The sequence below is a fragment of the Micromonospora sp. CA-246542 genome, assembly GCF_050942905.1.
Classification (GTDB): domain Bacteria; phylum Actinomycetota; class Actinomycetes; order Mycobacteriales; family Micromonosporaceae; genus Micromonospora.
In genome coordinates, this window is the sequence record NZ_CP192040.1 from 2,085,985 (window position 1) to 2,105,412 (window position 19,428).

The 19,428-nt window shown below is 70.2% G+C and carries 15 protein-coding genes and 2 pseudogenes; 7 read left to right on the forward strand and 10 right to left on the reverse strand.

Annotated elements, in window-relative coordinates; all coding sequences use genetic code 11:
* Positions 1-76: 76 nt before the first annotated feature.
* A complete protein-coding gene (locus tag ACQP0N_RS09910; protein ID WP_433119340.1) occupies positions 77-679 on the reverse strand; it encodes a hypothetical protein in 603 nt (200 codons plus the stop codon).
* 112 nt (positions 680-791) lie between these two features.
* Between ACQP0N_RS09910 and ACQP0N_RS09915 the strand changes: the two genes are divergently transcribed.
* Together ACQP0N_RS09915 and ACQP0N_RS09920 are read left to right on the forward strand one after the other, a co-directional pair.
* Entirely contained in the window at positions 792-3,116 is a 2,325-nt protein-coding gene (locus tag ACQP0N_RS09915) for an ATP-binding protein (RefSeq protein WP_433119342.1), read from the forward strand.
* Between the two features lie 106 nt (positions 3,117-3,222).
* Positions 3,223-3,930: a TMEM175 family protein gene (locus tag ACQP0N_RS09920; protein WP_433119344.1), complete on the forward strand. Its 708-nt coding sequence runs from the start codon at positions 3,223-3,225 to the stop codon at positions 3,928-3,930.
* A 42-nt stretch (positions 3,931-3,972) separates the two neighbouring features.
* Here the strand turns inward: ACQP0N_RS09920 and ACQP0N_RS09925 are convergent, their stop codons facing one another.
* The 4 genes from ACQP0N_RS09925 to ACQP0N_RS09940 form a co-directional block, all read right to left on the reverse strand.
* A complete protein-coding gene (locus ACQP0N_RS09925; protein WP_433119346.1) occupies positions 3,973-5,313 on the reverse strand; it encodes a carbohydrate-binding protein in 1,341 nt (446 codons plus the stop codon).
* Positions 5,314-5,408: 95 nt separating this feature from the next.
* Positions 5,409-6,140: an alpha/beta fold hydrolase gene (locus ACQP0N_RS09930; RefSeq protein WP_433119348.1), complete on the reverse strand. Its 732-nt coding sequence runs from the start codon at positions 6,138-6,140 to the stop codon at positions 5,409-5,411.
* A 176-nt stretch (positions 6,141-6,316) separates the two neighbouring features.
* Entirely contained in the window at positions 6,317-6,442 is a 126-nt protein-coding gene (locus ACQP0N_RS09935; RefSeq protein WP_355052917.1) for a hypothetical protein, read from the reverse strand.
* Positions 6,443-6,613: 171 nt separating this feature from the next.
* Entirely contained in the window at positions 6,614-7,441 is an 828-nt protein-coding gene (locus ACQP0N_RS09940; RefSeq protein WP_396802893.1) for an SAM-dependent methyltransferase, read from the reverse strand.
* Between the two features lie 224 nt (positions 7,442-7,665).
* Between ACQP0N_RS09940 and ACQP0N_RS09945 the strand changes: the two genes are divergently transcribed.
* Positions 7,666-8,853, forward strand: a complete 1,188-nt coding sequence (locus ACQP0N_RS09945) for a cellulose binding domain-containing protein (protein ID WP_433119350.1) — start codon at positions 7,666-7,668, stop codon at positions 8,851-8,853.
* A gap of 25 nt (positions 8,854-8,878) precedes the next feature.
* On the forward strand, positions 8,879-10,006 hold the full coding sequence (locus ACQP0N_RS09950; RefSeq protein WP_433119352.1) for a glycoside hydrolase family 53 protein: 1,128 nt from the start codon (positions 8,879-8,881) through the stop codon (positions 10,004-10,006).
* Positions 10,007-10,077: 71 nt separating this feature from the next.
* Here ACQP0N_RS09950 and ACQP0N_RS09955 read toward each other — a convergent pair whose 3' ends face one another.
* Positions 10,078-11,601, reverse strand: coding sequence for an RICIN domain-containing protein (locus tag ACQP0N_RS09955; protein ID WP_433119354.1), 1,524 nt, complete (start codon positions 11,599-11,601; stop codon positions 10,078-10,080).
* 446 nt (positions 11,602-12,047) lie between these two features.
* Here ACQP0N_RS09955 and ACQP0N_RS09960 point away from each other — a divergent pair, with 446 nt between their 5' ends.
* Both ACQP0N_RS09960 and ACQP0N_RS09965 read left to right on the forward strand, forming a co-directional pair.
* On the forward strand, positions 12,048-13,064 hold the full coding sequence (locus ACQP0N_RS09960) for a class 1 isoprenoid biosynthesis enzyme (RefSeq protein ID WP_433119356.1): 1,017 nt from the start codon (positions 12,048-12,050) through the stop codon (positions 13,062-13,064).
* Between the two features lie 189 nt (positions 13,065-13,253).
* Entirely contained in the window at positions 13,254-13,994 is a 741-nt protein-coding gene (locus ACQP0N_RS09965) for a hypothetical protein (protein ID WP_433119358.1), read from the forward strand.
* Positions 13,995-14,006: 12 nt separating this feature from the next.
* Here the strand turns inward: ACQP0N_RS09965 and ACQP0N_RS09970 are convergent, their stop codons facing one another.
* Positions 14,007-16,046 carry an NACHT domain-containing protein gene (locus ACQP0N_RS09970; RefSeq protein ID WP_433119360.1) on the reverse strand — a complete coding sequence of 680 codons (2,040 nt, stop codon included), beginning with the start codon at positions 16,044-16,046 and terminating at the stop codon, positions 14,007-14,009.
* A 240-nt stretch (positions 16,047-16,286) separates the two neighbouring features.
* On the opposite strand from ACQP0N_RS09970, the gene ACQP0N_RS09975 reads away from it, so the two are divergent.
* Positions 16,287-17,525, forward strand: coding sequence for a hypothetical protein (locus ACQP0N_RS09975; RefSeq protein ID WP_433119362.1), 1,239 nt, complete (start codon positions 16,287-16,289; stop codon positions 17,523-17,525).
* An 11-nt stretch (positions 17,526-17,536) separates the two neighbouring features.
* Here ACQP0N_RS09975 and ACQP0N_RS09980 read toward each other — a convergent pair whose 3' ends face one another.
* The 3 genes and pseudogenes from ACQP0N_RS09980 to ACQP0N_RS09990 form a co-directional block, all read right to left on the reverse strand.
* On the reverse strand, positions 17,537-18,757 hold the full coding sequence (locus tag ACQP0N_RS09980) for an MFS transporter (protein WP_433119364.1): 1,221 nt from the start codon (positions 18,755-18,757) through the stop codon (positions 17,537-17,539).
* 71 nt (positions 18,758-18,828) lie between these two features.
* A pseudogene (locus ACQP0N_RS09985) lies at positions 18,829-19,128 on the reverse strand (IS5 family transposase); the annotation flags it as partial.
* A pseudogene (locus tag ACQP0N_RS09990) lies at positions 19,058-19,321 on the reverse strand (IS5 family transposase); the annotation flags it as partial. The pseudogenes ACQP0N_RS09990 and ACQP0N_RS09985, both read right to left, overlap by 71 nt.
* Positions 19,322-19,428 lie beyond the last annotated feature (107 nt).

Genomic DNA, 19,428 nt, shown 5'->3' on the forward strand with positions numbered 1-19,428 from the left:
ACCGACGCGGACGCGCGGCCAGGGCGCCCGGGGCCGGGAATCCCGGAGGGCGCCCTGATCGGTCACGGACGGACGGTCAACTCAGACGCTCGAACACGGAGAACGGGTACACCCAGGCCTGGGTGAAGATCAGCCCCAGTCGGTGCAGGTAGCGCTGGCAGGTGTTCGGCTGCGCCGGGTTGGTGCAGAAGGTCACCCACAGCTCGGAGTACCCGTCCTTCTCGGTCGGGCTGTGGGCGTACACCTCGTCCCGCGTGACGAACTGCATCGAGGTCAGTCGCGGGTCCTGCACGTCGTTGGGGAAAGAGAGCGAGGTGTCCAGGTTGTACAGCACGATCTCCGTGGCGAACAGGCAGACGCTCGCCTGGAAGTACAGCTCGTAGATGGTGGAGTAGGTGGCGGTCTCGTAGACCTGCTCGGACACCTCCTCGCGATAGCAGGGGGTGCCCGGCGGGAAGGCAGCCGGCGGGGGAACCGGAATGACGTTGGTGCCGACGCCGCCGATGGCGCGGGCCGCCCGGTGCGTCGACGCCACGGCGAGACCGCCGTCGGCGCAGGCCGTCTTCGTCGTGCAGATGGCCGTGTCGGGGGTCGCCGCCGACGCGGCCGCCGCCGGAACGGCGAGCGTCGCCGCGAGCAGGGTCAGGGCCAGAACCAGAGACTTGAGATGTACGGACACATGACCTCCATCGATCGGATCGGTGCGCTGTGCTCTGCGCACGAGCAGGATCGCGGATCCGATCGGGCTCTGGCCGGAATTCCGTACACCGCCGTACAATGACGAACGTCTATTGTCGACCGTTGGGGGCAGGGCACTGGATGCCGCCGGGGCGCAGACGTCCGACGACCTCGCCGGCCTGTTGCGGGCGTTGCGCCGCAGGCACGCACGCCAACAGGGTGACGGCGAGCTGACCTATCGAGAGCTGGCCGCCCGCACCGGCTGGTCGCACACCGCCATCGCGGAGTACCTCACCGGGAAGACGCTGCCACCCACCGACCGGCTCGACGCCCTGGTCCGGCTCCTCGGCGCCACGCCGGCCGAGCAGGGCGCGTTGGCCACCGCCCGGGACCGTATCGAGGAGAGTCGCCGCCGCGCGCCGCGTACGCCCGGCCGGCTGGTACCCCGGCAACTGCCCGCCGACGTGGCCAGCCTCGCCGGCCGCGACGACGAGGTGACCCTTCTCGACAAGCTCGTTGCCGCGCCCACCTCCGTCGTGGTGGCCGCGATCTCGGGAACCGCGGGGGTGGGCAAGACGGCCCTGGCCGTGCACTGGGCGCATCGCGTCGCCGATCGCTTCGACGACGGGCAGCTCTACGTCAACCTGCGCGGCTTCGACCCGCGCGGGCAGGCGGTGAGCCCGGCGAAGGCGCTGCACGGCTTCCTGGACGCGCTCGGCGTTCCGGCCACCCGGGTGCCCGCCGACCTCGACGCCCAGGCCGCCCTGTACCGCAGCGCGCTGGCCGGCAAACGGATCCTCATCGTGCTGGACAACGCCCGGGACGCCGAACAGGTCCGCCCGCTGCTGCCCGGCACGCCCACCACGATGGTGCTGGTGACCAGCCGCAGCCAGCTCACCTCGCTGGTCAGCCTGGACGGCGCGCACCCGCTCCCGCTCGGCCTGCTCAGCCGCGACGCGGCCGCTCACCTGCTCACCAATCGGCTCGGCGCGGAACGGGTGGCCGCCGAGCCGGAAGCCGCCGAGGCGATCATCACCGCGTGCGTCCGGCTGCCGCTGGCGTTGAGCATCGCCGCCGCCCGGGCCCAGCAGTCCGGTTTTCCGCTGGCCACCCTCGCGGCCGAGTTGGGCACGGCCGGTCAGCGCTTCGGCGTACTCGACGCGGGTGACGCGGTCGGCGAGGTGCGGGCGGTGTTCTCCTGGTCGTACACCGCGCTCAGCCTGCCGGCCGCCGGGCTGTTCCGGCTGGTGGGCCTGCACCCCGGCCCGGACATCACGGTGGCGGCCGCGGCGAGCCTGGCCGGTCGGCCGGTGGACGACACCCGCCGGCTGCTGACCGAACTGACCCGCGCGAACCTGCTGGCCGAGTACCGGCCCGGCCGGTTCACCGCGCACGACCTCCTGCGCGCGTACGCGGCGGAACTCAGCGACGGCACCGACCCGACGCCCGACCGCAGGTCCGCCACGATCCGGCTCCTCGACCACTACACCCACACCACCCACGCCGCCGACACCCTGCTGCGCCCGCACAGCGACCCGGTCGACCATCTCATGGCCCCGGCGGCGGCCGGTGTGCTCCCGGAACGGCCCACTTCCCACGCGGAGGCGTTGCAGTGGTTGACCGCCGAACATCCCGTGCTGCTCGCCGTGCTCCGCCTGGCCGCGAGCGCCGGCTACGACGCACACACCTGGCGGTTGGGGCGGGCCCTCGACACGTTCCTGGACCGGCAGGGGCACTGGCACGACCGGGTCGAGACCTGCCGGGCGGCCCTGCTCGCCGCCGAACGTCTCGGCGACCCGGTCGCCCAGGCGGTCGCGCACCGCTTTCTCGCCGGCGCCCACACCGTGGTCAACCGGTACGCCGACGCCCACAGCCACCTCGAACGCGCCCTCGACCTGTACGTCGCCAGCGGTGACACCGAGGGCGAGGCGCGTACGCACCAGAACCTCGCCTCGCTCTGGGACCGTCAGGGTGAGCACCGCAGGGCCCTCGAGCACTCGAAGCGGACCCTCGACCTCGCCCGGGCCGCCGGCCACCGTAGGGCCCAGGCCGACGCGCTCAACGCCGTCGGCTGGTGCCACGCCCAGCTCGGTGAACACCTCGCGGCCCTGGCCTACTGCGAGGAGGCGCTCGACCTGCTCCAGCAGCTCGACGACCGGGCGGGCGAGGCCGCGACCTGGGACAGCCTCGGGTACGCGCACCACCACCTCGGCCAGTACGGCCGGGCCGTGGAGTGTTACGAGCGCACGCTCGACCTGACCCGGGATCTCGGCGACCTCTGGGGCGAGGCGGACACGCTCAGTCGGCTGGGCGACACGCGCCTCGCACTCGGCGACCCCGTCTCGGCCCGAGCCGACTGGCAGCGGGCACTGGACATCTTCACAGCCCTGGACCACCCGGACGCCGACGCCGTCCGCGCCAGGTTGCGGGCTCGGTAGGCGTTCGCGCCGACCAGGCGATGGCGCGGGTGCCGGTTTAGCTCCTTGCGCGGCGGGGATTCCCGGCAGCGCTCCGGCGGCAGCCGGGTACGGGTGAGGGAGGCTGATGCGTAGGATCCGGGCGTCCCGCGGCGCCACCTCGAACGGGGCGACCAGATCCCGAAGGCCGTTCGGGGCGGAACGCGACCCGAGCCGGGTGGTCACCTTCAGCGACGCTGTCACGGCGATCGCCATCACCCTTCTCGTCCTGGAGATCCGGCCGCCCGAGGACACCGAACACCTCATGCGCGGGCTGCTCGACCTGTGGCCGTCCTACCTGGCCTACGGCGTCACCTTTCTGCTGCTCGGCCAGATCTGGGTGAACCACCACGTCATGTTCGATCACATCCGCTCCGCCGACCGCCTGCTGCTACTGCTCAACACCCTGCTCCTGATGGTGATCGCGTTCCTGCCGTTCGTCTCGTCGGTGCTGGCCCGTGCCTTCGAGGAGGGGCCCGGCAAGCGGGCCGCGCTCGTCTTCTACGGCATCGTCTACGGGGCCGCCTCCATCCTCTTCAACGTCATCTGGCAGTACGCCAGCAGCGGTCACCGCCTGTTGACGTCCACCACCGACGAGGCCACCGCCCGAGCTATCAGCAAGCGTTTCCGGGTGGCCCCCGTCTGGATCGCCGTCGGAACCGCGCTCTGTGTCGTCCACCCGATCGCCGGCCTGATCGCGGTCGCGGCGTTCATTCCCTTCTACTGGCTGCCGATCAACGGTGAGATCGACAGCATCAGACGCACCCGGGCCCAGGCCGCGAACGGCCCGCCCTGAACCTGTCCTGCCGCAGGCTCGGGGCGGGCCAGCGTGGGCGTCTCAGCGACCCTGGAGACGCTTCACGTTGTCGCCGAAGGTCCACCCCTTCGACCCGTCCCAGTTCGCCGACCAGGTCATCAGGCCCTTGAGTCCGGGCACGGAGTTCCAGGCCTGCGTGACCAACGACGTCGACAGGTAGCCACCGCCGGCCCCGATCTGCGCGGGCAGTCCGGGGACCTGCTTGTCGTAGGGGACGCGGATGGTGGTGCCCTGGATGGTCAGGCCGTTGTTGAGGCACTGCGTCTGGACGGTGAAGCCCTGCACCGTACCGGCCGCGTAGGAGTCGCCGTTGCAGCCGTACATCGAGCCGTTGTAGTACTGCATGTTGAGCCACCACAGCCGGCCGTTGTCGACGTACTTCTTGATGATCGGCAGGTACGAGCCCCAGATCGAGCCGTAGACCACGCTGCCGCCGGTGACGTACGCGGTCTCCGGCGCCATGGTCAGGCCGAAGTTCGACGGCATCCGGGCCAGCACGCCGTCGATGATCCGGATCAGGTTGGCCTGCGATGTCGACAGGGTGTTGATGTTGCCGCTGCCGGTGAGGCCGGTCTCGATGTCGATGTCGATGCCGTCGAAGTGGTAGGTCGTCAGGATCGGCACGATCGTCGCGATGAACCGGTCGGCGACCGCGGTGGAGCTCAGGTCGATGCCGGCGGCGGCACCGCCGATCGACATCAGGATCGTGGCGCCGGCCGCCTTGGCCTGGCACATCTCAGCGGGGGTCGCCACCTTCACGCCGGCGTCCATGCCGTTCTCCCAGAGGACCGTGCCGTCCGCGCGGATCACCGGGAACGCTGCGTTGATCACGTTGTAGCCGTGCTGTGGGAGCCGGCTGTCGGTGATCGGGATCCAGCCGAGCCCGGGGTGTACGCCGTTGGACGCGCCGTCCCAGTTCTCCCAGTAGCCCTGCAACACCTTGCCGGTCGGCCGGGACTTCACCGCGCAGGTTCCGCCGGTCGGCGGCGGCGTGGTGGGGGGAGCGGTGGTCGGGGGAGGCGTGGTGGGCGGCGCGGTCGTCGGCGGTGGCGTGGTGGGTGGGGGAGTGCTTCCCGAGCAGGCCCCCAGGTCACGCCAGAGCGACGGGGTCGAAGCGGGGTTCCAGCCGGCGCCGACGTACGCGGTGTGGGTGACCAGAGCCTGGTAGAGCCGACCTCCGTAGGTGACCTGTGCGCCCACCTGGTAGGTGGTGCCCTCGGCCCAGGCGGGTGCGGTGCAGGCGACCAGCGCGACGGCGTTGGTCGAGGAGACGGCGGCCATGCTGCTGGGGACGAAGGCGACGGCGGCCGTGACGGACATCGCCGCCCCGGCCAGCGCTGCGACGATGCGACGGCTTCTCATGGCTCACTCCCCAGGCTTCGGCGACCCGCGACCTCCACATATTGACGTTCGTGACGTTTAATATCAAGGGTTGTTTACAGATAGCCTGTCAAACGTCACCGGGCGGTGCCGTGCGGTGTCGGGCTCCGGGTGCCGTGGGCCGCCATGATGATGAGGTCCGCTATCGCCTCCGGGTGGGTGACCATGGCGAGGTGCGATGAGTCGACCTCGATCGTCGTCGCGTTCATCCGCTCGGCCAGGAACTGCTCGAGCTCGGGTGCGGTCGTACGGTCCTGGCGCGAGATGGAGTAGTAGCAGGGTTTGTCCCGCCAGGCCGCCGTTGTCGTACGGGCCTTGAACAGGTCGCCGGCGATCGGACCCTGGACGGCGTAGAGGGCGCGCGCACGGGCCTCGTCGACGCCGCCGGCGAAGTCTTCGAGGAAGGCGCTCTCGCTGAGCTGCGCGTACCCGTCGTTGTGGACCAGGCCCGCGTTCGCCGGTGGCGTGGGGAATTTGGCGGCGAGCGCGGTGAAGTCCTCGCCGGCGTCCGGCGCGCGGGCCGCCACGTACACCAGGGCGGTGACCGACGGATGGTCCCCGGCCTCGGTGATGACCGTACCGGCCCAGGAGTGGCCGACGAGCACCGTCGCCCCGTCCTGGCGGTCGAGGGCGCGGCGGGTGGCGGCGACGTCGTCGGACAGGGAGGTCAGCGGGTTCTGCACGGCGGTCACGGTCAGGCCGGCCCGTTGGAGGAGCGGGATGACGTCGGACCAGGAGGAGCCGTCGGCGTACGCGCCGTGCACCAGGACGACGTTGCGGGCGGGACCGCCCTGGGGTCCGTCGGTCATCGGAGTCTCCTACGCGATACGCGGATTCGTCGGCGCACAGGGCTGCCTCACCCGACACTCTTCCCCAGGCTGGCCCCGGCGACGGCGCAAACGCCGAGGCTTCGACCGCACGTGAAGGTGTCCGTCCCGCCCGGCGAGTGCGTCGGTGTCGGACGGAGCCTCGCACAGGTGGCGTCTCAGCAGGTGCGCGTCTGCCAGGTCACCTTCGTCACGAACATGGGGACGTAGAAGTTCCCGTCGCCGGGGGCGGTGGCCAGGACGCCCGCGACGGACGCGGTAACCGCGATCGACTTCCAGTGCACGGCCGTGCCATTAGATAGACGACTATCAATGCAAATTTAGCTACCGGTGGAAATTTGCGTCGTCAATAACTGAGGGTGAGTCGTCTCCGGGATCGGTAGGGCGCGGCCTGGCGCGACACGGCGGATCCGTCGACGAGCGCTCTCGTCGACGGACCGCATCGGGGGTGGAGCCTATGGTTTGCGGGCGAGCAGCCCGACGAAGGTGTGATAGGTGTCGGTCTGCTGCGGCGCGGACGCGCCCGGCTCCGGCCGCCACTCGGCCAGCGGCACCAGCCCCGGCTCCAGCACCTCCAGCCCGTCGACGAACGAGAGGATCTCCTCGTCCGTACGCCAGCGCCCGGTGCCCAGCGACTCGTTGAAGACCCGCTCGACCTCGCGCGCCTTGCGGGAGCCCTCCGGGTCCCGCTCGCCGGGGTCGCGGAAGTGTGAGATCGCCACGTAGCTGCCCGAGGGCAGCGCGTCGATCAGCTCCGCCGCCACCGCGCGCGGATCCTCGTCGTCGCCCAGGTGGTGCAGGATCGCGAAGAGGAGCAGCCCGACCGGTCGATCGAAGTCGACGAACCGCCGCACGTCCGGGTGGTGCAGGATCTCCTGCGGCGTCCGGATGTCCGCCTGGATCACCGTCGCGGTGCCGTCCGCGGCGAGCAGTGCCCGGCCGTGCGTGAGGACGATCGGGTCGTTGTCGACGTAGACCACCTGAGCCTTCGGGTTCTGCTCGGTGGCGACCTCGTGCACGTTGCCCTGGGTGGGCAGCCCCGATCCGATGTCGAGGAACTGGTCGATGCCCGCCTCGGAGACCAGGAAGCGGATCACCCGACGCAGGAAGGCCCGGTTCGCCTGCCCGGCTGCCGGCCCGTCCGGGGTGATCCGCAGGGCGTGCTCGGCGACCTGCCGGTCCGACTCGAAGTTGTCCTTGCCGCCCAGGAAGAAGTCGTAGACCCGGGCCACGCTGGGAATGCGGGGGTCGATGCCCGGGGGTGCCGCCTTGTCGCGGGTCACAGGCGTCTCCATTCGATTCGAATCAGCGCAGGCTGAGGACTGTGGACGGTGCCGGCGTTGGGGCGAGTGTAGCGATCGGGCGGCCGGAATTCCGCCCCGGCTGGTATCGCTCCCAGTGAATCGTCTCCTCACCAGCGCACTCGCGGGGTGACAAGCCGGAGGAGAGGCGACCGAGTAATGAGATACGTTGGCGATCATCAATACGACGGACGCATCGTCGACGTATGACAGGCGTCTCGTCGTCCTCGCTGTTCCGCCGTCTGGGTCCAGGTCTGCTGGTCGCCGCCATGCTCTCGACGGCGGTGGTCGTGACCGTCGCGGGCATCGCGCCGGCGGCCGGCGCCGGCACCGCCGCCCCCGCTGCGTACCCCGGGGTCGCCCCGGCCCCGCGCGTCGGCGCGATGCCCGCCGCCGAACCGACCGGGACCGCGCCGCCGCCCACCACCCCGCCCGGCACGCCGGGCACCTCGCCCTTCCCGCCGAGCCCTCCCACCAACCTGGCCGCCAGCGAGGTACGCACCGGATCGGTCACCCTCACCTGGACGGCCGCCAAGCCGGGCTGCTGCGCCATCGTCGGGTACGACATCACGTACTACCAGGCGTTCGACGATGTCATCTACAGCGCCAGCGTCGGGGCCGTCACCAGCACCACGATCACCTCGTACATCGGGCCGGGCAGGCAGTACTCGTTCCGGGTGGCCGCCCGGGACACCCTCGGGCACCGGTCGGCCTCCACGGACACGCTGACCGTGGTCACGCCGGTGACGGACACCGGCGGGGACACCACCCCGCCGAGCGCCCCGCAGAACCTGACGGTCACCGAGGTGACCGCCTCGAACGGCACGCTGTCCTGGTCGCCGTCGACCGACAACGTCGGCGTGCTCGGGTACAACGTCTACCGCTTCGACGGCTGGTTCAGCTCGACGCTGATCGCCACCGTGCCGGCAACGACGTACACGACGCCGCTGCCCGCGTCCACGCCGCTGCGGAACCTCTACTACGTGCGGGCCCGGGACGCGGCGGGCAACGTGTCGATCGCGTCCAACACGGTCACCCTGCCCACGACGTCCACGCCGTCGCCCCCGCCGCCCTCGACGTGCCGGGTGACCTACCGGAACCAGTCGGAGTGGCAGACCGGCTTCGTGGCGTCCGTGACCGTCCAGAATCTCGGTGCGGCACCGGTTGACGGCTGGATCGTCACCTTCTCCTTCAACGGGGACCAGCAGGTGACTTCGGCGTGGAACGCCACAGTCGGTCAGACCGGCTCCACCGTGACCGCCCGTAACGTCGACTGGAACCGCGTCCTGGCGCCGAACGGCTCGACGACCTTCGGCATCCAGGGGCGGTGGAGCGCCAGCGACGCGCCGCCGCTCGGCTTCACGCTGAACGGCGCCCCGTGCGCGGTGGGTTGAGCCCGCCCCCTTCCCAAGGAGTCCCGTGAGCACATCCCACCGTCGCCGTAGGACCCTGGCCGGGGCTGTCCTGGCCGGCGTCCTCGTCGTCTCCACCACGCTCGGCGGCCTGACCGCGCCGGTCTCCGCCGCGAACACGCTCAGCATGCGGGGCGCCGACGTCTCCTCGTTGCAGCGCAGCCTCGATCTGGGCGCGCGGTACTACGACGCCGGCGGTGTCGCCCGTGACCCACTGGACATCCTGCGGTCCGTCGGCGTGAACTACGTCCGACTGCGCGTCTGGAACAACCCGACCAGCGGCTACAACAACAAGAGCAAGGTGTTGGCCCAGGCCAGGGCGGCGAAGGCGAAGGGCCTCAAGGTACTCATCGACTTCCACTACTCGGACACCTGGGCCGACCCCGGCAAGCAGTACAAGCCGGCCGCGTGGGCCGGCCACACCCTGAGCCAACTGGGCGCCGACGTGTACAACTTCACCTACGACGTCTGCGTCGGCCTGCGGGGGCAGGGCACCCTGCCGGACAGCGTGCAGATCGGCAACGAGATCAACGTCGGGATGCTGTGGAACGAGGGCAAGGTCGTCAACAACGACTTCGGCCCGCTGGCCGGCCTGCTGAAGCAGGGCTACAACGCGACCAAGGCGTGCGGCGGCGGCATCCCGGTGATGATCCACACCGCGAACGCCGACAGCAACGCCAACGCCCGCTGGTTCTACGACGGCATCCGTGCCCAGGGCGTGCAGTGGGACATCACGGCCCTGTCCTACTACTGCATGTGGCACGGCAGCCTGGCGAACCTCTACAACAACATCGTCGACCTGCGCGGTCGCTACGGCAGGCCGGTGGTGATCGCGGAGACGGCGTACCCCTTTACGCGGAACAACGCGGACAGCGAGCCGAACGCCATCGGCGACGCGACGTGCGACGGCATCAGCGCGACCTGGTCGGGTCAGGCTCAGGAGTTCGACTGGGTGCAGAACACCGCCCGCAACGCCGGGGCCATCGGTGTCTTCTACTGGGAGCCGACCTGGTACGCCGTCAACGGCAACGGCTGGGACCCGGCCAACAGCAACGGCACCGGAAACCAGTGGGACAACATGGCCGTCTTCGACTGGTCCGGGCGGGTGAACCCGAACGTACGCTGGACGCCCTGATCTTCGCGGTGCGGACGACGCGCCCCCGCGCACCGTTACGACGATGAGCGGGGGCGCTGGCGTGCCGGTCGTCAGACGGCCGTCCGCGACCACTGCTGGTTGGCCCCGCTGTTGCAGGTGTACTGCTTGAGGACCACCCCGTCCGCGGTCGACGCGGCGGGCACGTCGACGCACTTGCCGCTGTGTCGGGCGCGGAGTTGGAAGTAGCCGCCGTTGGTGACCATCTGGAACTGCTGGTTGGTGCCGCTGCCGCAGGTGTACTGGATCAGCTCGGCGCCGTCGGCGGTCGAGGCGCTCGTCACGTCGAGGCACTTCCCGCTGTTGCGGCTGATGATCCGCCAGTAGCCGCTGCCGGCATCCTGGAACTGCCACTGCTGCCAGGCGTTGCCGCCGTACGTGTACTGGCCGACGCGTGCGCCGTTGTTGGTGTTCGGTGACTGGACGTCCATGGCCTTGCCGCTGTGCCGCACGTCGACCCGGTAGAAGGTCCCCGTCGTCGGGGGAGGCGTCGTGGGGTCGCCGCCGCCGACGGTGTCGCCCCAGCCGTAGCGGATCCGGTCCGCGCCGGAGGTGTTGCGGACGGTGAGGTTGAGGTCGGTGCCGCCGCCGCTGAGCGCGTACATCGAGTACCAGTCGTAGCCGATGCTGCCGGGTTTGCCTCCGAGGGCGGGCCAGTAGGTGCCGCCCATCTGGTTGTCGCGCATGACCTGGGCCATGGCGCGGATGTAGCGCACGAAGTTGTCGGTGCTGTTCGGGTCGGCGTAGTTGCGGCCGTCGTTCATGGGCGCGCCGAACTCGGTGGCGACCGCCCGGGAGGCGCAGTTGCCGAGGCGCGTCTGGATGTGGCCGCGGAAGGCGTCGTAGGTCATCGCGCCGTAGAAGAAGGCGTAGTAGTGGAAGGAGAGCAGCGTGGCGTTGAAGCGGCTGTCGTTGCAGATGTCGCGCAGGTCCTGGCTGAAGCCGGTGCCACCGATGAGCACCCGGCCGGGCGGGGCCGAGTAGTGGTAGGTGAGCCAGTTGGCCGCGACGGTGCGCCACTCCGCCGAGCTGTAGCCGTGCGGCTCGTTCATCGGCTCGAAGTAGACGTTGGTGTTCGAGCCGTACGTGTTGGTCACCGTGGACCACATCGCGTTCCACGCGGCGAGGTTCGTGATCCTGCCGCCGGAGGCGGCGCCGTCCTCCCAGTACGCGAGGATCACCTTGAACCCACGGGCGGTGGCGGCGTCGATGGCGCCGCGATACGCCTCCCACCAGGCTGTCCCGACGGTGTGGGTGTTGATGGGCAGCCGGACGGTGTTGACACCCAGCGTGGACGCCAGGTCGTCGTAGAGGGCGTTGGCCTTGGCCCGGACGGTGGCGTTGCTGTCGGACATGCTCAGGCCCTGTACGACGAGAGGGCCGGTGCTGAAGTTGTCGCCCAGCACGGCCCAGTTCATGCCCCGGAACTGACTGGTGGCGGCAGCGGCGGGCCCGGGCCGGACCGCGATGCCGCCGACCATCGCCGTCAACACCGCCACCAGGGCGACGAGCGTCCGGCGTAACAGGCGAGGATCGCGCGTCGAATCAGGTGCGCGGTCAGCGGGTGGTGTGACCATGATGCCTCCGAGGCGGTGAGTGTGTTAGCGCTAACACGAACCGCGGACATGAATGGTCGAATCGCGGCGTGACTGGCGTGCCGCACAGGTGGACCCGGCACCTCACCCTGATGCGGACAGCGTGTGTTCTGTGTGTTAAGCGCGTGTTGCAGCCAAGTGTTAGCGATCGCATCTGGAGTGTCAAGGCATCGACGAGCCTCGTTGGCGAATGACTACCGTGTCTGCTGCCGGCGGCCCGCCGAACGAGCGTCACCGGTCGAGCACACGCGGTGATGCTCTTCGATACTGTCGACGTATGCGCCATTGTCGAGAGCGAGTCACGAACCGCCGTTCCCATCCTGCGACCGACTCCGCGCGTCTACCCGCCGAGGGATCGCCGCCGGTGGTGACGGTCGGTGCTTCTCCGGCGCGGCGCTCACCGCCTGCTCGGGCCGGATTCCCCGGCCGTGTCCTCTGAGGTCGTCGCGGTACTGCGCCTCGCGCCGCTGGCGCTCGGTTGGCCCAGCGTCTACCGGTTCGTGCGGCGTGAGGTCGGTGAGATCGTCGAGGTATTCGAACGGACGGTGGAGCCGATCGTCGACCAGAGCGTCGACGGGACCCGTCGACGCCGGGAAATATCGAGGATCCTGCTGAGTACCAGCGTCAAGGTGTGTCTCGCCATGTCCGGCTACGCGCAGGTGGTCGGCCTCGCGTTCCAGGCCGACCGGGCAATCCTCGGCAGCTCCTTCACGCGCGTGTACGACGATCTGTTCGACAACTTTCGCTCACCCAGCCTCGACGACCGGCTCACCGTCCTGTTCGACGGCGGTTCCTTCCACCCACAGTCGGACGCCGAGGCGGTGCTACTGGGGCTCTACCGCGCCATCGAGGTGGCGCTGCGACGGGAGGAGTCCGACCCTGTCTACACCGCCCTGCGCCGGATGCATCAGTTCCAGATCCAGTCGCGCCAGCAACGGGGACGTGCCGTCTCCGGGGAGGAACTGCGCAGGATCACCCGGGGCAAGGGTGGACTCGGCACGACGGCGCTGTTCGGGCTGCTGCGCCCGGCCCTCTCGCGAGACGACCAGCGGCTGCTGCTGGAGTTGGGCGATGTCCTACAGGTGCTGGACGACTATCACGACGTCGCCCTCGACCGCGCCGAGGGCATCGTCACCGAGGTGACCCTGGGTACGGTCACGCTGGTCCAGACGAGCCGGCGAATCGCGCGACTCCATCGGGAGTTCCGCCGGCGGTATCCCCGGGGTCGGCGCGAACGCCTGTTCGGAATGCTGTTCATGATGCTCGCGCGCGCCCTGCTCCACCGCCTCGCCGACGGTCGTCGGCAGCGTCTCGGGCACGCCGGTCAGGAACGCCCCGAGGCAGGCCCGGACCCGGATGATCGGCGGCCGCATCGGCTGCTCCTCTGGCCGGCCGGGAACATCCACCCGGAGCCCGGCCGCAGCCGGGAAGACCACACGAACTGATTGCGCGAACTGTGCCAGTTGGATGCCTTCACGTTCGGCGCGCACACTGTGACGGCGGGTACAGTGTCCGGCAGGGGGCGCGCCACACTCCCGTGGTCGTCCAGGGGCGCGAGCGGTCCGCGAGGCCCCATGACTGGTCGCCGTACGGCGGCGAAGCACGGGCGAGACGCCGGCGAGAGGCGGCAGGCGGTGAGGACCACAGAGGCGGTGTCGGCCGCGACGGACGGGATCCGGCCGGACGTGCTGATACCTCCCGCGCCGCTGAGCCGACCCGCCCGACTGCTTCGGCTGTTCGCCTTCGGGCCGAGCTGGTCGTCCTTTGAGCGCGCCCGCAACATGACCCTGGTCTGGCTGACGGTCAGCGCGCTCGCGGTGATCGTCGACCGTCTGTTGGTCGATCACGAGCGTCTGACACCCCTGGCCGTCGCGCTCGTCGCCTATACGGTTGCTCGCGTCGCGGCCCTGGTGGTCTTCGAACGACGGCAGTACGCCTTCGAGTGGAGTTGGCTCGACGACCGCTCGGCCCTGCTGCGGCGACATCACTTCGAGGTGGTCGCGGTCCGGGTGCGCGTGGTCGTCGACGACGGCCGGACGGTGGTACGGGCGGTCGACCTGACCAAGCCGGCCGATGTCGCCTGGCTGATCGACCAACAGGCCGCTGCCGGCACCGGCGGGGCACCGCATGCCCGAATCGAATTCGGCTACGGGTCCGCCAGCGATTCCGACCGCCGCAGCGACAGCATCCGCAGGCGCCTGACGGACCTCCAGATAGAGCCGGTGGACGCTCCCACGGCCTGGGCGCGGATCCGGTTCCCGTACGCCCGCTACGTCACCGTGGCCAGCGCCGCCGATGCGAACCGGTGGCCCGGCCGGGTCGCGCACTGGTCGCTGATCGGGCCGGTGCAGCTCACCACCGCCCGGGTGGCGTGACCACCAGACGTGTCATCCGCGAATCCCCAGCTTTGCCTCCGGCGCGGCCGTCGGCTCCGCTGGCCGTACCAGTCGCTCCTGGAGCAACGCGTGCCGGAACTGGTAGAGCGGCCCCACCTGGCGTAGCACTCCGAGCTTGTGCGCGTCCTCGAGGAAGGTCATGAGCCGGAGCGGGGCCCATCCACGCCAAGCCAGCCAGATCCTGGCGAGCACGAGCTGAGCCCACGCGCTGGTGCTGTAGACCATCATCCCGAGGCCGGCAGCTCCGAGCACCAGCCCGACCGATGCGCCGAGCAGTCCCTCCACCGGCGCGTCCAGATGGAAGATCAGTCCGTATTGTTCGGCGCCGACGACGCCACCCAGCAGTCCACCCACCAGTGCGCCGGCCGTCGCACCCAGTGCGATCCCGTACAGCACGGTGCTGCGGTCAGCACGCAGCACGTTGCCCGGGCTTGCCGGCTCACGCGGCTCAGTCGGCTCGGTGAACCTCCGGACCATCGAGAAGACGAGACCGAAGAACAGGCCAATCACCACGCCGAGACCGACGCTGAAGAGCAGGCCGACGATGAGCCCGCCGACCAGCGCCCCCACGACACCGAAGCCGATGTCGCGGACCAGGGACTCCGGCCCCAGGTCCGCGCGGCGCAGGATTCGGGGTACGAAGCGACGCGGTCTGCTCTCCCGCAACCTGCCCAGCGGGGCCGAGGCCAGGAGCCCGACGAGCAACCCGAACGCCACTCCGAACAGGGGCCTGCCGAACAGCCCGAACATCAACCAGCCCAGCAGACCGCAACCCAGCGTCCCGACGGTGATCCGCACGGTCGACGACACCCGGCGAGGCACCGCCCGGTTCAGCTGCCACCACGCCAGGTCGCGGGTTCCCAACGAGTCGAGGTGCCGGGCCAGGAACGCCATCGTCTGCTGGGCGGGGTCGGGCTCCCACCGGCGAGAGATCCGGGTCGGGCTCGGCACGTCCCGATGAGGTCGAACGCGGAACACCGTTGGAATGAACCGGTCCAGCAGGTATTCATCGATGTCGCGCTGCCCGGCGAACCGCTGTCTGTCGAGCAGTTCCCCGGGCGACACGTGGTCGGCCTCATAGACGGTGCGGGCAAGGGCCAGCATCAGCGGGTTGGTCAGCGTCCGTGCCAGATCTCCCTCGGGGTGGGCCACCAGGTCGGCCAGGACCGGCTCCCATTCCTCCAACCGAGCGTCGGCGACGGCTTCGAGCAGGAAGTTCGCGGCCGCCTGTGGTTCGAGCGGGCGGAGCTGGACGACCAGCACACCCGCCAGCAGATTCTGTGCGTTCGCCGCCAGGAACTCTTCCGTCCGGCACGTCAACACGAAAGGCCGGTCAGCGGACCAGTCGCCGTCGAGCGCGCGAAGCGTCACGGGTCGTAGTTCCGGGGGCATCTCGTCCAGGCCGTCCAGGATCGGCAACACCAGACGCTGCGTAACGATCTCCCGAACGACATCCACACCGAAGCGCGTCTCGTTGGCCAGGAAGGGGTAGTCCTCCACCAACCGGCGGACCATCCAGTCGTCGAGGTTCTCCTCCGGATCCCACGAGGCGATTGGCAACAGCAGCGGCACCTGCGGTGATGCCTCCCGCAACAGATCAAGCGTGAGGATGACGCACAGGCCTGTCTTGCCCGAGCCGGGTTCGCCGATGACCACCATTGGACGGGGCTGCCCGACGAATTCGTCGACCAGCCGCGGTAGCTGCCCGACGGCCGGCAACGGGATCGCGCCTTTGGGTCGATCCGCGATCTCCCAGCGGACGGGCATCTGGCGTGTCTCCTGCAGCTGCCGGCGACGGGCTTCCTCGTCCCACTGCTTGCGGACCTCGATGGCGAGCACCTGGACCGCCTGGCCGACCTGTTCCGGGGTGCTCTGCCGGCCGGGTGCCGACCAACTCAGTGGACCGACCTTCAAGACGGGCAGCAGCGCGACCAACGTGGACACGACCGTCAGGACGGTCGTGAGGTTGGAGCTGCCGAACCGTATCCACGCTCCGCCGATCACGAGGCTCAGCGCGAGCCAGAGGAGCAACGGATAAGCAGTCCTGTTTCGCCACATCTTCGCCATCGGCTCCCCGGTCGTCCTCCCCTTTGTACCGCTCCGAGCGCCACGCGTGCCACCAGGGCAGCACGAAGCGTGTCACGTCGAGTGCGAACGGTAAAGGGTCGAGACCCCTGCGATCCGCGCTCGCGCCGATCGCGCGGCGGACGCGAGACGTCATGTCACTCGGTGGGGCAGCGGATGGCGATCGGTCGGTGACAGGATCGCTCGATGCGCGTTCTCTTCGACGGCCCGGCCCCGGTCGACTATGGGCAGATCTACGTGACGAGCCGAGATCTGCCCGACATGGAGAGGGCGTTCGCCGGGCAGACGAATGGCCTGTGCGGGGCCGGCGACCCGGGTGCGCTGTTCCTGATGACCGGCACCCACTCCGGACGGGTCCGGTTCCGGATCGAGCTGCACGACGCCGAGCCGCCGTCCGCGGCCGCCGAGTGGGAGGACGTGGTGGAGGTGTCGCTCCAGCCGAGGGCCCCGGTGGTCGACCTGGTCCCGTGGGGCGATGGGGCGCTGGCTCACCTGCCGCTGACCTCGGAAGAGGGTGACGGCGGCCGGCTGCCGGTCTACCGAGTGCGGTACTGCGCGGCGGGGATGGACGAGGGGAGCGATCCGTTCGGCGGGCTCGACCCCGACAAGATCGACGAGGACGACCACACCTACCTGGACCGACGACCGGACCGCTACCTGCTCTGCTTCTGGCCGGAGGCCAGCGCGGGCGGCGACCCGGGTGACGGCACTGTCCGTGTCGACGCGGTGCTGCGCCAGAGCAGCCGCAACGCCGCGTACTGGCATGGCTGGGCTCGTGGCCTGCCGACCCCGCTCACGCTGTGGGAACGGGTCGAGGCCGAGGTGCGCAGGCGGGCGGAGGAGGATCGCCGCAACGAGGAGTACCGGCGGCGCGAAGAGTTGCGGCGCTGGAACGGACGCCTGCCGAGCGAGCGACTCCGAGAGGTACGCGGCAACATCCACGGCATGCTGTTGCTGGACCGGGACCTGGTCGACGGGGTGGCCGACGCCGACGCCGTCACCCAACGCGAGATCGCGGTCTGGGCGGCGCGGCAGGCGTGCGCCCTCGCCGGCATCGCGGATCTCGAGTGGATGAGGCCCGCGTGGACGGCGCTGGAACGGGGTGGACCGCTGCCCGCCGAATTCACCGACACGACGGCGCTCAGGACACGCATCCAGGGCAGGGCGACCGTCACGATCGCCGTCGCCTCGCTGCGCCGCAGGAAGGCTGCGCCGACCGACCTGCTGCGCGCGGCGCTCGACGGTCCGGTGGACCCGGTCGCGATGGCCCTGCCGGCCCTCGTGGCCGCCGGGGAGTCGGATCCGTTGCAGGCTGCGCTGGAGGCGCTGTGGGCGGCGGTCGGCACCTACGCTTCCCGCCGGGACGAGTTCCTGGCGGCCGTACGGCGGGCCTTCCCGATCGTCGACCAGACGCAGGCGCGCTGACCCGCTCGTCCTCAGGTGACGGGATCTGATTCGGCACGGTCGACGACGAGTGGGCCACGGCGTCCCAGCGCCCACACGGTGAGCGCCAGACAGCCCAGGCCCGCTCCCGCGATCGCGACCGCTGACCAGCCGCCCGCGGACCAGAGCGTGCTCGCGGCGGCGGAACCGGCGGCGGCGCCGATGAAGTTGCTGGTCGCCAGAGCCGTGTTGAGCCGGCTGCGCGCCTCGTGCGCGAGGGCGAACAACCGTGCACGGTTGAGCAGGGCCTGCGTCTGGAAGGCGACGTCGACCACGACGGCCACGGTGATGAGAAGCACGAGGGACCGGCCACCGAACGCCGCGACGACGAACGCCCCCAGGGCCAGGGCCCAGGCCGCCCCGGTGGCCGGCAGTGACCAGCCGCGGTCGTGCAGGCGACCACCGCGCAGACCGGAGAGGACCCCGGCGAGTCCGACCAGCCCGAACATCCCGATCACCGCCGGCGGATAGTGGAACGGTGGACCGCTGAGCAGGAACGTCAGCGCCGTCCAGAAGAGCGAGAAGGCGGCGAAGCCGGCGGCGGCCAGGACCAGCGTCCACCGGACCGCCCGCTCCCGCCGGACCATCGCGGCGACCGAGAACAGGAGCCGTGGGTACGGGATGCGTGCTCGCGGTGGCAGCGGCGGCGTCGCGCGGTGGAGCAGGACCGCGAGCAGGGCGGCGACGACGGCGGCGAGGGCGTAGGTCGCACGCCAACCGGCGGCGCCGGCGACGAGTCCGCTGATCGTGCGGGAGGCCAGGATGCCCGTGAGGGTCCCCGATCCGACGACACCGACGATCCGACCACGGTCGGCGTCGCCGGCCAGGTCCCCGGCGAGCGGCGTGAGGATCTGCCCGGAGATCGTCGTGACGCCCAGCACGCCGAGCGCGACCAGGAGCACGCCGATCGACGGCGCCAGCGCGCACAGCAGTAGCGCGGCGGCGGAGGCCAGGAACATCAGCGGGACGAAGCGGCGGCGGTCCAGGACGTCGCCGAGCGGTACGAGCAGCAGGACGCCGACGGCGTACCCGATCTGCGTCGCGGTGACGAGCCAGCCGGCGGTGGACGTCGGCGCGTCCAGGTCGTCGGCGATGGCGCCGAGCAGCGGCTGCGCCCAGTACAGGTTGGCGACGGCCGCGCCGGCCGCCAGCGCGAGCAGGAACGTCAGCGGGCGGCTCAGGTGCGGGGGCGGTGCCGAGCGGGGCGCTGCCACGCCGCCACGCTAAGGGCCTGTGTCAAAGCCCCTTGCCGGCCGAGGCCCTTAGGGCGTGTTTCATAACCGGGTCATAGCCACTCGCTGATGACGTGATGGTCATAACTGCTTGGAAGCCAGACGGCCAACTTGTCGTAGCGGGTGGCAACGCCGCAGTGGCGTTTCGCCGGGGCGATGCCGTTCTCGACGGCGTGGCGTAGCCGGTAGAGCTGTGGATCGACGGTCGGGGGACGTTGGCCCTTGGAGCCTTTGGCTTTGCGGTGCGCGTCCTGGTCGCTCTTGCTGGGGATGCATGCCTTGACCCCGCGTGAGCGCAGGTATCGGCGGTTGCCGCGGCTGGTCTGGGCCTGCCAGCCAGGACCAGTTCGCGGCCCGGATCGACTGGGTGCCCAAGATGATCGCGGACGGATCCTCCCGGCGGCCGGCCCTCTCCCGCGCCTGGCAGCGCAGCAGATCGAGAGTGGCCTGGTCGGTGCCGTCGTCACGCCACAACGCGAAGTAGTAGTACGTCGCGGACTTCGGCGGCAGGTCATGCGGCAGATACGCCCACTGCCAGCTCACTCTGGGTGATGTCACTGCCTGCGGTGAGCGCCGGGGTTGCTTCTCCGCAACTGCCTGGCTAATATCTCAACGCTTGTCTAGTTTTCGGGTTGCCGATGAGGCTTCCGCCC

Bases quoted from the DNA above. Each gene is read 5' to 3' on its own strand.
- ACQP0N_RS09925 (WP_433119346.1), bottom strand. From the start codon at position 5,313: ATGAGAAGCCGTCGCATCGTCGCAGCGCTGGCCGGGGCGGCGATGTCC.
- ACQP0N_RS09930 (WP_433119348.1), bottom strand. From the start codon at position 6,140: ATGACCGACGGACCCCAGGGCGGTCCCGCCCGCAACGTCGTCCTGGTG.
- ACQP0N_RS09945 (WP_433119350.1), top strand. From the start codon at position 7,666: ATGACAGGCGTCTCGTCGTCCTCGCTGTTCCGCCGTCTGGGTCCAGGT.
- ACQP0N_RS09955 (WP_433119354.1), bottom strand. From the start codon at position 11,601: ATGGTCACACCACCCGCTGACCGCGCACCTGATTCGACGCGCGATCCT.
- ACQP0N_RS09975 (WP_433119362.1), top strand. From the start codon at position 16,287: ATGCGCGTTCTCTTCGACGGCCCGGCCCCGGTCGACTATGGGCAGATC.
- ACQP0N_RS09920 (WP_433119344.1), top strand. From the start codon at position 3,223: ATGCGTAGGATCCGGGCGTCCCGCGGCGCCACCTCGAACGGGGCGACC.